Genomic DNA, 14,143 nt, shown 5'->3' with positions numbered 1-14,143 from the left:
GAGGCTTTATGGAAGTTTACACGGTTAATCCAGATATTGAAAAGTATAAGAAACAGGCAAGAAAGTTTCTTTTTTTACTATGGCTAATCCCTCTGATAATTCTTGCTTTTACATCATACTACACTATTGCACCAGATGAGGTGGGAGTTGTTACAAGGTTTGGAAAATTTGTAAGGATTGAAAAGCCAGGGCTTCACTTTAAAATTCCTTTTGGAGTGGAAATTGTTAAAAAAGTTCCTGTAAAAAAGCAGTTAAAAGAGGAATTTGGATTTAGAACATTAAGGGCTGGGATTAAATCTCAGTACTCAACGGAAAATTACCTTCACGAATCCCTCATGCTTACAGGGGATTTAAATATAGGAGAAATTGAGTGGAGTGTTCAATACAAAATAAAAGACCCTGTTAAATACCTTTTTAAAGTAAGGGATGTTAAAGGGACATTTAGAAATATATGCGAAGCGGTTATGAGAGAGGTAATAGGAGACAGGTCTATAAACGAGATTTTAACAACAGGAAGGGAAGAGATTGCTCAGGAGTGCAAAAATAAAATTCAAAAACTGTGCAATGAATATGAGACAGGGCTTGATGTAAAACTTGTTGTTTTACAGGATGTAAACCCCCCAGACCCTGTTAAGCCTTCCTTTAACGAGGTAAACCAGGCATTGCAGGAGAAGGAAAATATGATTAACCAGGCATGGGCGCAGTACAACAAGGTAATTCCAAACGAAAAAGGTAAGGCATTGCAGATTATTCAGGAAGCAGAAGGCTATGCTTTGAAAAGGGTCAACGAAGCAAAGGGCGATGTGGCAATGTTTAATGATGTTTTAAAAGAGTACAAAAAAGCCCCAAAGGTTACCAAAGACAGGCTGTACCTTGAAACAATGCAGAAACTCTTGCCTAAATTCGGGAAGGTAATAGTAATTGATTCAAAACAGAAGAATATCCTTCCCCTTTTAGATTTAATGAAAGGGGGTAAGTAATGAAATCAGCAGTTGTTATTATAGTTTTAGCCATCTTAGGTTTATTTTTGTTATCATCTTCAGCTTTTATAGTTAAAGAAACAGAGCAGGTTGTTATAACTCAATTTGGTAAGCCTGTTGGAAAGCCTATAACAGAATCAGGCTTGCACTTTAAAATCCCCTTTATTCAGAAGGCAAACTTTTTTGAAAAAAGATGGCTTGAATGGGATGGAGATGCAAATCAGGTAACCACAAAGGATAAAAAATACATATGGATTGACACATATGCAAGGTGGAGAATTAAAGACCCTCTTAAATTCTTTGAAACAGTTGGAAATGAGATGGGAGCACAGAGCAGGCTTGATGATATACTTGACGGGGAAACACGAATTGCAATAGCAAAGTACAATTTAATTGAGGTTGTAAGAACAACAAACAGGCCGATGGAGATGGCTGCAACTTACAGCGGTGAATTATCCGATAATTCAGAGTTTACTGTAAAGGTTGGAAGGGAAAAAATAACAAGGCAGATTTTAGAAAAAATTTCAAAGATTACCCCTTCCTATGGAATTGAAGTTGTTGATGTCAGAATAAAAAGGGTCAACTATGTTGAATCGGTTAGAAAAAAGGTTTATCAAAGAATGATAAGCGAAAGAAAGAGGATTGCAGAGCAGTACCGCTCTGAGGGTATGGGTAAAAAGGCTGAAATTATAGGTAAAACTCAAAGAGAGCTTGAAAAGATAAGGTCTGAGGCATACAAAAAGGCGCAGGAAATAAAAGGTAAGGCAGACGCAGAAGCCACAAAAATATATGCTCAGGCTTATTCAAAAGACCCTAACTTTTATAAATTTTTAAAAACACTTGAAACTCTTGAAAAAACGGTAAAAAAAGACGATGTGTTAATACTATCAACAGACAGCGATGTTTACAATTTAATGAAAAGGGCTAAATAGCATAGATGAGAGAAATTGCATTTACCGTCAATTCAAAACTTAAACTATTGAACATTGTTGAAGACGGAGTTGATTTTTTCTTAAAAAACCAGTGTAAATTAGATGAAGACTCAATCTACTGGTTTAAGGTTGGTTTTCACGAATTGCTTATCAATGCATATCTTCACGGAAATAAAAAAAGGGAAGATTTGCTTATTGAGGTTAAAGTTGTTTATAAAAACAAAAAAATTAAAGCAAATATCAGCGATTGCGGTGTAGGATTTGATATTGAAAAAATCCCCGACCCGACAAGGCCTGAAAATATTTTAAAGCCTTCGGGGAGGGGTTTGCTTTTTGTAAAAAAAGCCTGCGATAGTGTTTCTTTTAAAAGGGAGAATAACAAATTTACCGTTGAAATAACAAAGAGGGTAAAAGAGGTGCAAAATGCTTGAAATTAAAGAAAGAAAGGTTAACGACATTATAATCCTTGATTTAAAGGGCAAGATAACGATAGGAGAGGGGGATAAGCAGTTAAGGGAAAAGATAACCTCTCTTCTTGAAAAGGGTGAGAAAAAAATCATTCTAAACATGGCAAGGGTAAGTTACCTTGACTCCTCAGGCACAGGAGAGGTTGTAAGCCTCTTAATGAAGGTAAAAAAAGCAGGGGGAGAGTTAAAGTTATTGAGTTTATCTCAAAAAATAAAAGACATATTCCAGATAGCGCAATTGTTAAGCATTTTTGACTACTACACCGACGAAGAAGAGGCGCTCAAGGCTTTTGAATAAGGATAATTTTTGACTTATAACATCACCTGTTTTTTAATTGAAAAATTAATTTTTTTTTAGATTTATTCTGTTTTTACTAACTTCTTTAAAAATTATTTTTCTATTTATCCACTTGCTTTTATTTTGTCTTTTGTTTATAAGGTTATTTTGGTATAGTGAATTTAAGAATAAAAGGCGTATTTGGTATCTTAGTAGTTAACCTGTATTGTTTTTTTAGAGATTTTAGCATTAATTTCTTTTAAATCAGAAGTTAACTAACTTTTCCCGCCTCTGTTTTTTGTTGTTCATAGTTAAACCTCTGATGAAAAGAAAATTTTTAAAGGAAGTTTTTAACTTTTAAATATTCAGGAGGTTTTATTATGTACAAAAGTTTTTTTTACGGCGGGCTAAATGATTTTTTCAAATTCAAGAGATTTATTCTAATCTTTTTGCTCTCTTTTTTACTGAGTTTTAGTTTTCTATATGCTGAAAACTGGCAGAAATGTACGGTATTTCCGGGCAGTAAGAAAATAGCAACTTTTACCGCTCAGTTTCCAGAGTGCTGGGAGAGGAATATTTACAATTACAACGAATTTATAAATTGCAATAATAGTAAGGACAGAGTTTCATGGGAGCAGGTATCAAAGAAGATTAGCAGGACTTACGAATTTTCACTTCCTTCAAAGCAGTATGTAACATTTAATTTTGAATCAAAAATTCCTGAAAATGTTTTTTATCATCAAGCCCCATCTTTTGAGGTATCCCATTTAGGCAGAGACAATAAATGGCATAAGGTAATTACATACGCATATTACAAGCATACACAAGGAAATAAGGTTAAAAGCGAATCAAGCAAGTTTTCATATCAGGTTAAGCCTGACGGCACGCTAAAGTATTTAATTGACCCCTTTCTCTATGAGGCGGGAAGGTACAAGGTTGTAATTTATGCAGGTAAAAGAACAGGTTCTTATGACCTTTGCTTTGTTCCTGGAAGTGCAAAACTTGATGTATATTCCTTTTCACCTGGCGGGACTGTTTCGCAGGGTGTTGCTGTTAGCGGTGGGAATACAGCAGGTAATTCTCAAAGGTATACCAAAAAGATAGGCTATATTCAGGTTATAATCGGTAATGCCTCTGTTGTTGACAAAAACACAGGACAAAAACTTAAAGCCCATGACCCGATTTATGAAGGGCAGGAATTAAATGTAGATGGTGGCTTTGCTAAAATAATTTTTACCGATTACCATGCTGACACAGCGGTTATAATGCTAAGGCCGAATACAAGAATTAAATTTAATAAACCAAAACCAAAGGATAACTCATTTTCTCACAGGGTTTATATGTTTTTTGGAGGTTTGTTTTTCAAAAATTTAACAGGCAAAAGCCACTCTTTCCACATAGAGTGTGAAAATGCAATAGTGGGAGTTGAGGGAACGCAATTTGAGGCAATATACGACCCTTCAACTGAAGCCTTAACTGTTTCTGTTATTAAAGGCAGGGTGAAAATGGTTTGCAAAGAAAATCCTGAATATGTAATTAATGTGTGTGAAGGGCAGAGGGGAATGATGTATGCAGGGTGTAACAGGGCTTTAAGGCTGTTATCTAACAATGAATTGGCAAAGCTTAAATCAACATACTCTTTGCCTGCTCAACCACAAAATAATTATGGTGATAACACATATACGCAAAATCCCTCAAATAAAATGGTGAGGGAGGTTACCGCCTCGCTTAAAGGGCTTTTCTGGGAAATGCCCTGTAACGGTGGATTTGATGGTGCAGGTTACAATGCACTCTATCAACATCCGGTTAAATCAGCTGTTTTAGGTGGAGACCCGAACAGCCTTTACGAGGTTACCCTCAGGTTTTTAGGTGTTGTTGAGCAGGAGTCTTATGCAGGGGGAAAGAAGGACGGAATGTGGTATATAGGCGGATATCCTACCGACAGATATTACAACATATACAAATTAGAAATCAGTGCCCCCCATCAGGTTTACTATTTAAATGCTGGACAGGCGGGAATACCAAAGTGCTTCAAGATAAATTACACAAAAACAATTCAGGTAAGGGGCGGGGCAAAAGTTATACTATCAGCGGATGCTCAGGATGGCAAGTTAATAGGGAATAACGATAAATTGATTGTGCCTGGTGTAACGGTGGTTTCCCAGCCGTTTGACGGGCAGTTTATCCAGATGTATGTTTTAAATGTAAGAAAAATAAGGTAATGTAAAAGATAAAGGGTTAGAAAAAACAAAATTTTCTCTGAATTGAGTCTATCTTTTTGTATTTCAATAAGTTAGACTTATTTATAACTCTTTTTTAAAAAGTGCTTGCATTCTTTTTCTAATTTTGATATTTTATTCTTTGCGTGAGCCGGCGTAGCTCAACTGGTAGAGCAACTGACTTGTAATCAGTAGGTTGGGGGTTCAAGTCCCTTCGCCGGCTCCATTTTTTATGCCCTGAAACGAAAATCCCCAAAATAAATCGTGGAAGTCAAGAAAATACATTCTTGAGAAGTTTAATATCACATTGCCATAGCGAAAAGGAAAGAGCATCCCGATTTTAATCGGGAAGGTTGGGGGGTAAGTCCTTATCATTGGCTCCATTTTTAAAATATTCCCTCTTAAATAACTTCAAGTATTTAATATTGTTGCTAATTTTCCACTTAAATGTATAATATTTAAAGGAAGAAAGGCGGGTAATCGCAAAGGCTTTTGCCTTTGAGGAAAGTCCGAACTCCGCAGGGCAGTGCGCCGGGGAAAGCCCGGTCTCCGAAAGGAGAAGGAAAGTGCCACAGAAAACATACCGCCCAGCACCTACTTTGCGTGTTTATTTATTGTTGTGGGCAGTAATTGAAATAGGCAAAGTAGGTGCTGGGTAAGGGTGAAAAGGTGGGGTAAGAGCCCACCGCTCCAATGGTGACATTGGAGGCACGGTAAACCCCGCACGGAGCAAGGCCAAATAGGGGAGCGTACGAGGGTGGCCCGCCCCATGCTTCCGGGTAGGCCGCTTGTGGTATCGGGTAACCGATATCCCAGAGGAATGATTACCCGAGACAGAATTCGGCTTACAGCCTTTCTTCCACTTTATTTTTTATGAGGTGGCTGAATGAAAAAGATTTTTATTATAACTTTATCCTTTCTTTTGCTTTCTGGATATTCCTTTGCAGAAAATAATAATAAAAACATAAATAAGTCTTTGAAAGAATTTACTGAGGGGGTTTTGTTATCAGCCCGAGGTGATTGCGAAAAGGCTATATCTCATTTTGAAAAAGCCCTTGAATACAACAAAGACATATACATTTACTTTGAATTAGCAGATTGCTATAAGTCTCTTTCAGAGATGGAAAAGACAATTGAATACCTTGAACTTGCAACAAAGGAGTTTCCTGATAATCCGGAAGGCTATTTAAGACTTGGAGACTATTACTCAGACCTTGTTAATGTGCTGAAATCAGGTGAAATTGTCAAGAAAGCGCTTGAAAATTATAGAAAGGCTTTTGAGTTATCAAAGGATTATGAGATTTATTACAAAATTATAGAGGCTGAATTTTTATTGCAGGATTATGACAGCATAATTAAAGATTATGAAAATTTACCAGAATCATTTAGAAATGATTTCTATACCCTTTTTTATGTAAGCGTGGCCTACAATACTAAAAACAAAAAGTTTGAACTTTTTAAAACTTTAAAAAAATTGTCCCGCTTAAACATTAACAATCCAAGAATTTTAAATGAATTGATAACATTGAGTTTTCAAAACGGGTTTTACCTTTTTTCCTACAAATTTTCCCTAAATTTAAAGGCAATTTACAGGGATTACAATGATTGGGACAGGCTTTTATTGTCAGCATTAATGTCTGCTAAGTACAATGATGTAGTTAAGATTTTTGATAAAAATCTAAAGAAATCTCCAACACCTGTATCCCTTTACTGCCTTGCTACTGCATATGCCTATTTGCATCAATACAAAAATGCTAAAGAGAATTATCAGAAGATTTTGAAAAGCAAGGATATAAAACTTCCAGGAAGCCTCTCCCAGGATGTTTACCTTGACTATATCCGCCTTTTAATTGCGATGAAAGAATATAAATCTGCTTACAAAGAGACATTAAATTACGAAAAGATTTACGGGTTATCCCCTGACGATATTTTAAAGGAAAGGTTTGAGGCATTGCTACTTGATGGCAATATCAAAGAGGCAAAAAAGGCTTTGTACATTCTTAAAATGGTTGCCAAAGACAAGGATTTTGTTCAAAAGGTGGAAGAGATTTTTAATAAAAATCCTAAACTTTTAGGCTATGATTACCTTTCTGCTCTCTATTATTCTTTTAGAGACTATAAAACTTCAGCTAAATACTATTTGAAATGTGCAAAAATGACTAAGGACAATAAACTTTATTTAGAGGGGCTTGCCCTCTGCTATCATAACCTTGGAGAGATTAATAAAGCACTTAAAATTTACAAAAAACTTTATGAAAGATACCCTGAAGATGCAGGAGTTTTAAACAATTATGCATATTTTCTTGTTGAGTTTGACATAGATATTAAAAAATCTCTGGAACTTGCAGAAAAGGCGGTGGAAAAACAACCTGAAATGCCTTCGTACAGGGATACATTGGGATATGCGTATTTGAAAAACGGGAATATAGAAAAAGCAGAAGAAAACCTGCTTTTTGCTTATAAAAAGGCTCCTTTGAACCCTGAAATATGTCTTCATATGGGTGATTTATACTTTAAAAAGGGTGATTTTGATAAAGCAAAAGAGTACTGGTTAGACGCAATAGATTTTGGAATCTCAAATGTTAAAGAAGTTAAAGACAGGCTTAATCTTATTAATTCTGATTAGTATTGCCTGTGTAAAGAGGCCGGTATCAAGTGAAGGCAATATTTATTCAGTTTTATTCCGCTTTTCCGCAAAGGTAGGCGAGAAAAGTATCCACTCTTTAAGAATATACATAAACACAGATACTTCTAATAAAATAAGCATGAGTGTGCTTCTTCCAACAAACAAATTGATAGCAAATGTTTTTTATGATAAAAAGAGTTTAATTATAGTTGATTATAATAACAGAACTGTTTATATTGATAATAAGAAACCTTTTGAATTGAAAAAGGTTACGGGAGTTGATATCCCTGTAAATTTGTTTTTTGATTTTTTCGTTAACTGTTATTTGAAAAACAATTGCACAACAGGGAAGAAAGACGGGTTCAGGTTCATTGTTAATGAGAAGAAGGAAATTGTAATTATTGGAAAACAGGGTAATGTTCTTTTAAAACCTTTAAGCGGTGTTGTTAAAGGTGGAGTAACTAAATTGACTGTAAAAATTCCGAAAGGGTTTAAGGTGATTTTCAATGACAACCTTTAAGTTAAAATCATTTGCCAAGATTAATCCCCTTTTGTACATATCAGAAAAAAGAGAAGATGGGTATCACAATTTATTTACTTTGTATCAGACTGTTTCAATCTTTGATGAGATAGATTTAACAATTGAAAAAGGGAAAAAGGGAATTGAGATTTCTTCAAACAGGGATATTCCCCTTGATTCGTCAAACCTTGTTTATAAAGCAATTGAGCTTTTTGTTGAGGAGTTTAAGGTTGAGCCCTGTTTTTTTAAGGTTTTTATTGATAAAAGAATACCTCCGGGAGGGGGTATGGGCGGTGGCAGCTCAAATGCCGGTGCTGTTTTATATTTTTTGAAAAAGCATTTTAAAATTAAAGCAAATAAAAGAATACTTGATTTAGCCGCTAAAATAGGCTCTGATGTGCCTCTATTTCTTTTAGGCGGGACTGTTATGGGTACAGGCAAAGGCGATAGGGTAACAAAGATTAAAGACCTTGTTAATACTGAATTTCTTGCCGTTTTTACAGGAAAGCATTATCCAACAGAAAAGATGTATTCTCTCTTTGATGAAAAATGCGAGAAAACTGATATTGATTTAATTAAATTTTCAGAAATTGTTTTAAACACATACAAAAAAGGTTACCATTCATTTTACAATGACTTTGACAGACTTCTTCAATATTACGACAGGGATTTATTTGAATTATTTGCTTATTTGAAATCAAAAGGGTATAAACCAATGCTGTCAGGCTCAGGCTCAACATTCATCATATTTGGAGAAGATTTAAGCAGGGCAAAGAAATTCCTTCCAGAAAACTTCAAAGCGGTAAAACTTGAATTTGTCAGCGGAAGCGATTATGAAAGACTTTTATTCGGATAAGGTTTTTCTTCAGGTAAGAGACGTTATCCTTCAAAAAAATCTTATAAAAAATGGTGACAGGTTAATTGCTGCAGTAAGCGGAGGGGCAGATTCTATTTTTATGCTTTACTGTCTTTTGGCTTTGAAAAATGAATTGAATTTTGAACTGTCTGTCTGTCATTTTAACCATAAATTAAGGGAAGAAGCAGAAGATGAAGAGGTTTTTGTGGAAAACCTTGCTAAAAAATTCAGTTTGAATTTTTACTCTGACAAGGGAGATGTTAAAAATTACGCAGAGAAAAATGGAATATCAATTGAGATGGCAGCAAGGAAGTTGCGCTATGAGTTTTTTGAGTCACTGATTAAAGAGGGAAAAGGAAATTTAATAGCACTTGCGCACAATTTAACCGACTCAATTGAGACTTTTTTTCTAAATATTGACAGGGGAACAGGAATAAGAGGGTTGAAGGGGATATCATATAAAAATAATTTCTTTATAAGGCCAATATTGAGCATTTCAGGGGAAGAGATTAGAAAAACACTTGAAAATTATGGAATTGAATACAAAATTGATTTAAGCAACTTTAGCGAAAATTACAAAAGAAATAAAGTAAGAAAGTTTTTAATAAAAGACTTATCGTTGGTTTTTGGGAAAGATTTTGGAAAAAGGTTTGAGGTGTTGTTTGAAAATATTGAAAATTCCCTGAAAGCACAAAGTTTTTTTATTGAGAATTTTTTAAAACACAATTACTTTTTAGACAAATACGGGGTAAGGGTTAAGCTTGATTTGTTAACAAATATTCCTGAATATGCCTTTTATGAAGCAATGCTTTTTTTGTTTGAAAAGGTTATGGGAAGCACATACAGGGCAAATAGAAAGTTGTTGAGAGATTTGTATGAATTTGCTAAACAAAAAAAATCTTCAAAGAGAAGTTTGTTCCCTGATAAATCTCTGTATGCGGTAAAAACTAAAAATTACTTTTATCTGGTAAAAAATGATTTTTTTTATAATTTTTCTTTCAAAGTAAAGGGTGAAGGCAGTGTATCTTTGCTTTTGGGCTATGAGTTTGTATTTGAAAAAGCTGGAAGTTTTGATTTAAGCAAAAAAAATGAGTATGTTTTACTCAACAAATCGCTTTTAAATTCGTCATTAAAAATTGAGAGGATTGATTTTGAGAAAGATTTTTTAATTTTTATGGGAAAAGAGATTAAAAATTTGAATAAATTTTTAAAGAAAAAAGGATTAAGTGACTTTGGGAGAAAAACGATTTTTGTTTTAAAAGATAATAGTGAGATTCTATTTGTGCCTGGAATAGCAGTTTCAGACAGATTGAAAATCACAGGACAGAAAGGTAATTTAATTAAGGTTTACATGAAAGATTGTTTAGGATAAAATCAAACCTGCACATTATAAGAGGAGGATTATAAGGTGAATGATAATGTAAAAACTATACTTTTATGGCTATTTGCCTTTTCTTTAATATTTTTGCTTGTAAATATATTTATGCACGCTGAAACTAAAATAACCGACATATCATTTAAGCAATTTATTGAACAGGGGGAAAAGGGGAATATAGCAAAGGTTGAAATGAAGGGGCAGAACATTAAAGGCGAATTTATTTCTCCCTTTGTTAAAAATAATTCAAAGTTTGAAAAATTTGTAACAGTTGTTCCTGCAGATTATCCAGACATTGTAAATAAAATTTTAAGCTGGAGAAACCTTGAAGACTTCAATGTAGTTGAGGATAAAGAATCAACCTTTATGACTGTTTTAATAAGCTGGGCTCCATTGATAGTGCTTATTGTAATCTGGGTTATGTTTATGAAGCAGATGCAGGGTGGAGGAGCGAAGGCTTTAAGTTTTGGGAAGAGCAAGGCAAGGCTTGTTGACAATAAAAAAATTACTTTTAAGGATGTTGCAGGGGTTGATGAAGCAATTGAAGAATTAAAAGAGGTTGTGGAATTTTTGAAAAATCCTAAAAAGTTTCAAAAGTTAGGGGGTAAAATCCCCAAAGGCGTATTGCTTATGGGACCTCCCGGAACAGGAAAAACCTTGCTTGCCAAGGCTGTTGCAGGAGAGGCAGGGGTACCTTTCTTTTCAATAAGCGGCTCTGAGTTTGTTGAAATGTTTGTTGGTGTTGGTGCATCAAGGGTGAGGGATTTATTTGAGCAGGGGAAAAAGAATGCCCCGTGTATTATTTTTATAGACGAGCTTGATGCTGTCGGAAGACACAGAGGTGCAGGTTTAGGCGGAGGACACGATGAAAGGGAACAGACATTAAACCAGTTGCTTGTTGAAATGGACGGTTTTGAAACAAAGGATGGGGTAATCCTCATTGCTGCCACAAACAGGCCTGATGTTCTTGACCCTGCTTTGCTCAGGCCTGGAAGGTTTGACAGGAGAATTGTTGTTGACAGACCTGATGTAAGGGGAAGAGAGGCTATTTTAAAGATACATACAAGAAATATTCCTTTAGGAGAGGATGTTGATTTAAAGATTATTGCGAGAAGTACCCCGGGATTTGCTGGAGCAGAGCTTGCCAATCTTGTAAATGAGGCTGCTTTGCTTGCAGCAAGGAAAGACAAAGAATTGGTGGAAATGGAAGATTTTGAAGAAGCAAAAGACAAGGTTATAATGGGGCTGGCAAGAAAATCAATGGCAATGTCAGACGATGAGAAAAAGAATACTGCCTATCACGAGGCAGGGCATGCCCTTGTTGCTGCACTATTACCTGGGGCAGACCCAATCCACAAGGTAACAATTATACCAAGAGGCAGGGCATTGGGGGTAACTGTGCAATTGCCTGAAGACGACAGGTACACCTATACAAAAGATTACCTTGAAAATAGAATTGCTATACTTATGGGTGGCAGAGTGGCAGAAGAGGTTTACATGGGGCACATAACAACAGGCGCAGGCAACGATATTGAGGTTGCCACAGACCTTGCAAGAAAAATGGTGTGCAAATGGGGTATGAGTGAATTGGGGCCTTTGAACCTTGGAGTTGAAGAGCAGGAAATATTCTTAGGGAAAGACCTTGTTAAGCATCAAAATTACTCAAACGATACTGCAAAATTGATTGATACAGAAATTAAAAACATAATTATGAGAAATTATAAAAAGGCAAAGGATTTGCTTACAAAATATGAAAAAGAGTTTCTTGAGCTTGCAAATAAGTTGCTTGAAAAAGAAGTACTAACTGCAGAAGAGGTGTATTCAATTGTTAGAGGAGAAAGCAAGGGCGATTTATCCCCTGAACCTCAGCAGTCCTGACAGGATAAAGCGCTTTTTTAACAGAATAGGGGTTGACCCGGCAGGCACTGTGGTAATGACCCCTAAATTTCAATTTAAAACCTTTGTAATAAAAAACCTTGACAATAGGGCTGCGGCTATAATCAAGCAGGATATTCTATCAATAGGTGGAGAGGCTGCAATAAGCGGGAAGTGCCTCTGGTTTGAAATGGGGAAAAACGATGTTTTTATTGCTGGCACTTTAAAGCATTTGAAACTCCTTGCTGAAAAAATGAAAAAGCAGCCGTACAAATTGAAAGAAATTGGGGAAGAGTTAGAGAGGCAGTTAAAATTAGATAAAGATTACTCTAATATTTTAAACAGGTTAAATTCTAAATCCTATCCTCTAATTATGGGAATATTAAATGTAACCCCTGATTCTTTTTACGATGGTGGCAGGTTTAACAGGGTAGATGCTGCGTTAAAAAGGGTTGAAGAAATGATTGAACAGGGTGTGGACATAGTTGACATAGGCGGGGAATCAACAAGGCCTGGTTCAAAAAGGGTTGATGCAAAAGAAGAATTAAATAGAGTACTGCCGATTTTAAAAGAGATTAAAAAAAGGTTTAATATTCCAGTTTCAATTGACACCTACAAAAGCGAGGTTGCTGAAGAGTGTTTAAAGGAAGGGGCTGACATAATTAACGACATCTCATTTGGCACAATGGATGAGAGAATGTTTAAAACTGTTGCTTCCTTTGATGCTCTATACATTGGGATGCACATAAAAGGCACACCAGAAAATATGCAAAAAAATCCATATTATGAAGACTGTGTCTTTGAAATAAGAGAATTTTTGAAAGATAGAAGCAATAAAGCAATAAGTGAAGGAATAAAGAGAGAAAACATTATAATTGACCCTGGAATTGGCTTCGGGAAGAATGACGAGCACAATCTTGAAATTTTAAGGAATATAGAAGCATTTTCTTCCATTGGCTTCCCTGTTTTAATAGGTGCTTCAAGAAAGAGTATGTTTGGCAGGCTGCTAAACTTAGAGGTTGAAGAAAGATTATCCCCATCCATTGCTGTGGCTGTTTACACAGTTTTACAGGGAGTATTTGCTTTAAGGGTACACGATGTTTTTGAAACAAAAAAGGCGATAGAAATCATCAGGCTTTTATCTGAATGAATACTCATTCATTTTTTTCTTGACTTATTTCCCCCTATAACTTAAAATTAAAATACCAAAAAAGGGTTGGAGGATTATATGAACATAATGGTGTTTATCAAACAGGTACCGGATACCGAGACCAAGATTAAAATTGCGGATGACGGTAAATCTATTGTTGAAGACGGAATTAACTGGATTGTTTCCCCTTACGACGAATTTGCTATTGAAGAAGCAGTAAAAACAAAGGAAAACCTTGGTGGTGAAGTTACAGTTGTATCAATGGGGCCAAGCAGGGCAGAATCTGCATTGAGAACCGCTCTTGCTATGGGTTGCGATAAGGCAATACTTTTAGAAGATGCTGCTTTTGAAGGTGCAGACGCATATTCAACAGCAAAGGCACTTGCAAAGGTTATTGAAAAGCACAATCCTGATTTAATCTTTTTCGGAAAACAGGGTGTTGGAAACGACAATACTCAGGTTGGACAGCTTGTTGCAGAAATGGTTGGAATTGGCCACATTGGAACCTGCATTAAACTTGAAATAGACGGAGACACAATTAGAGGTGAAAGAGAAATAGAAGGCGGAAGAGAAACAATTGAAACAAAACTTCCGGCAATTGTTACAGCACAGAGGGGATTAAACGAGCCGAGATACCCCAATTTAAGAGGAATTATGAAGGCAAAGAAGAAACCTCTTGAAAAGCTTACACCTGCCGATTTAGGCTTAAACGCAGACGAGGTTGGTCTTGCTGGTGCTAAAACAGTTTATGTTTCATTAGAATTGCCACCTGCAAGGCAGGCAGGTAAGAAGATTGAGGTTGAGCCTGAAGTTGCGGCAAAAGAGATTGTTGAATTCCTTAAAAACGAAGCAAAGGTATTATAATA

12 protein-coding genes, 1 tRNA gene and 1 other RNA gene are annotated in these 14,143 nt (G+C 35.7%); all 14 read left to right on the top strand.

The genetic code is table 11. The features are described from left to right. Window positions 1–8 precede the first annotated feature (8 nt). The 14 genes from hflK (at window position 9) to TTHT_RS04990 (ending at window position 14,141) form a co-directional block, all read left to right on the top strand. Window positions 9–980, top strand: coding sequence for an FtsH protease activity modulator HflK (gene hflK, locus TTHT_RS05055; protein WP_201328948.1), 972 nt, complete (start codon window positions 9–11; stop codon window positions 978–980). After that, a complete protein-coding gene (gene hflC, locus TTHT_RS05050; protein WP_201328947.1) occupies window positions 980–1,912 on the top strand; it encodes a protease modulator HflC in 933 nt (310 codons plus the stop codon). The genes hflK and hflC overlap by 1 nt, the downstream gene beginning before the upstream one ends. A 5-nt stretch (window positions 1,913–1,917) precedes the next feature. Then, on the top strand, window positions 1,918–2,343 hold the full coding sequence (locus TTHT_RS05045; RefSeq protein ID WP_201328946.1) for an ATP-binding protein: 426 nt from the start codon (window positions 1,918–1,920) through the stop codon (window positions 2,341–2,343). Then, window positions 2,336–2,677 (top strand): STAS domain-containing protein, encoded by a 342-nt coding sequence (locus TTHT_RS05040; RefSeq protein WP_201328945.1) that lies wholly within the window; start codon window positions 2,336–2,338, stop codon window positions 2,675–2,677. The genes TTHT_RS05045 and TTHT_RS05040 overlap by 8 nt, the downstream gene beginning before the upstream one ends. 359 nt (window positions 2,678–3,036) lie before the next feature. Continuing rightward, window positions 3,037–4,878: a FecR family protein gene (locus tag TTHT_RS05035; protein WP_201328944.1), complete on the top strand. Its 1,842-nt coding sequence runs from the start codon at window positions 3,037–3,039 to the stop codon at window positions 4,876–4,878. A 147-nt stretch (window positions 4,879–5,025) separates the two neighbouring features. Next, window positions 5,026–5,101: transfer RNA gene (locus TTHT_RS05030), tRNA-Thr, on the top strand. 238 nt (window positions 5,102–5,339) lie between these two features. Beyond that, an RNA gene (gene rnpB, locus TTHT_RS05025) (RNase P RNA component class A) lies at window positions 5,340–5,739 on the top strand. A 22-nt stretch (window positions 5,740–5,761) separates the two neighbouring features. Continuing rightward, window positions 5,762–7,501 (top strand): tetratricopeptide repeat protein, encoded by a 1,740-nt coding sequence (locus TTHT_RS05020; protein ID WP_201328943.1) that lies wholly within the window; start codon window positions 5,762–5,764, stop codon window positions 7,499–7,501. Further along, entirely contained in the window at window positions 7,455–8,021 is a 567-nt protein-coding gene (locus tag TTHT_RS05015; protein ID WP_201328942.1) for a hypothetical protein, read from the top strand. Before TTHT_RS05020 ends, TTHT_RS05015 begins: the two co-directional genes overlap by 47 nt. Further along, window positions 8,008–8,877, top strand: coding sequence for a 4-(cytidine 5'-diphospho)-2-C-methyl-D-erythritol kinase (locus TTHT_RS05010; RefSeq protein WP_201328941.1), 870 nt, complete (start codon window positions 8,008–8,010; stop codon window positions 8,875–8,877). Before TTHT_RS05015 ends, TTHT_RS05010 begins: the two co-directional genes overlap by 14 nt. Continuing rightward, complete coding sequence (tilS, locus tag TTHT_RS05005) at window positions 8,855–10,249, top strand: tRNA lysidine(34) synthetase TilS (protein WP_201328940.1); 1,395 nt, start codon at window positions 8,855–8,857, stop codon at window positions 10,247–10,249. Before TTHT_RS05010 ends, tilS begins: the two co-directional genes overlap by 23 nt. A 36-nt stretch (window positions 10,250–10,285) precedes the next feature. Continuing rightward, window positions 10,286–12,130: an ATP-dependent zinc metalloprotease FtsH gene (ftsH, locus tag TTHT_RS05000; protein WP_236578202.1), complete on the top strand. Its 1,845-nt coding sequence runs from the start codon at window positions 10,286–10,288 to the stop codon at window positions 12,128–12,130. Continuing rightward, window positions 12,078–13,277, top strand: coding sequence for a dihydropteroate synthase (gene folP, locus TTHT_RS04995; RefSeq protein ID WP_201328939.1), 1,200 nt, complete (start codon window positions 12,078–12,080; stop codon window positions 13,275–13,277). Before ftsH ends, folP begins: the two co-directional genes overlap by 53 nt. 78 nt (window positions 13,278–13,355) lie before the next feature. Continuing rightward, on the top strand, window positions 13,356–14,141 hold the full coding sequence (locus tag TTHT_RS04990; RefSeq protein WP_201328938.1) for an electron transfer flavoprotein subunit beta/FixA family protein: 786 nt from the start codon (window positions 13,356–13,358) through the stop codon (window positions 14,139–14,141). Window positions 14,142–14,143: the final 2 nt, after the last annotated feature.

Origin of the sequence: Thermotomaculum hydrothermale, from assembly GCF_016592575.1 — a bacterium.
GTDB lineage: Bacteria > Acidobacteriota > Holophagae > Thermotomaculales > Thermotomaculaceae > Thermotomaculum > Thermotomaculum hydrothermale.
This window is presented reverse-complemented; position numbering and strand designations above follow the sequence as displayed.

Excerpts from the sequence above, each read along its gene's own strand:
- hflK (WP_201328948.1), top strand. The coding sequence starts at position 9 with ATGGAAGTTTACACGGTTAATCCAGATATTGAAAAGTATAAGAAACAG.
- tilS (WP_201328940.1), top strand. The coding sequence starts at position 8,855 with ATGAAAGACTTTTATTCGGATAAGGTTTTTCTTCAGGTAAGAGACGTT.
- TTHT_RS05035 (WP_201328944.1), top strand. The coding sequence starts at position 3,037 with ATGTACAAAAGTTTTTTTTACGGCGGGCTAAATGATTTTTTCAAATTC.
- TTHT_RS05045 (WP_201328946.1), top strand. The coding sequence starts at position 1,918 with ATGAGAGAAATTGCATTTACCGTCAATTCAAAACTTAAACTATTGAAC.
- TTHT_RS05010 (WP_201328941.1), top strand. The coding sequence starts at position 8,008 with ATGACAACCTTTAAGTTAAAATCATTTGCCAAGATTAATCCCCTTTTG.
- TTHT_RS05020 (WP_201328943.1), top strand. The coding sequence starts at position 5,762 with ATGAAAAAGATTTTTATTATAACTTTATCCTTTCTTTTGCTTTCTGGA.
- TTHT_RS05040 (WP_201328945.1), top strand. The coding sequence starts at position 2,336 with ATGCTTGAAATTAAAGAAAGAAAGGTTAACGACATTATAATCCTTGAT.
- TTHT_RS05015 (WP_201328942.1), top strand. The coding sequence starts at position 7,455 with ATGTTAAAGAAGTTAAAGACAGGCTTAATCTTATTAATTCTGATTAGT.
- hflC (WP_201328947.1), top strand. The coding sequence starts at position 980 with ATGAAATCAGCAGTTGTTATTATAGTTTTAGCCATCTTAGGTTTATTT.
- TTHT_RS04990 (WP_201328938.1), top strand. The coding sequence starts at position 13,356 with ATGAACATAATGGTGTTTATCAAACAGGTACCGGATACCGAGACCAAG.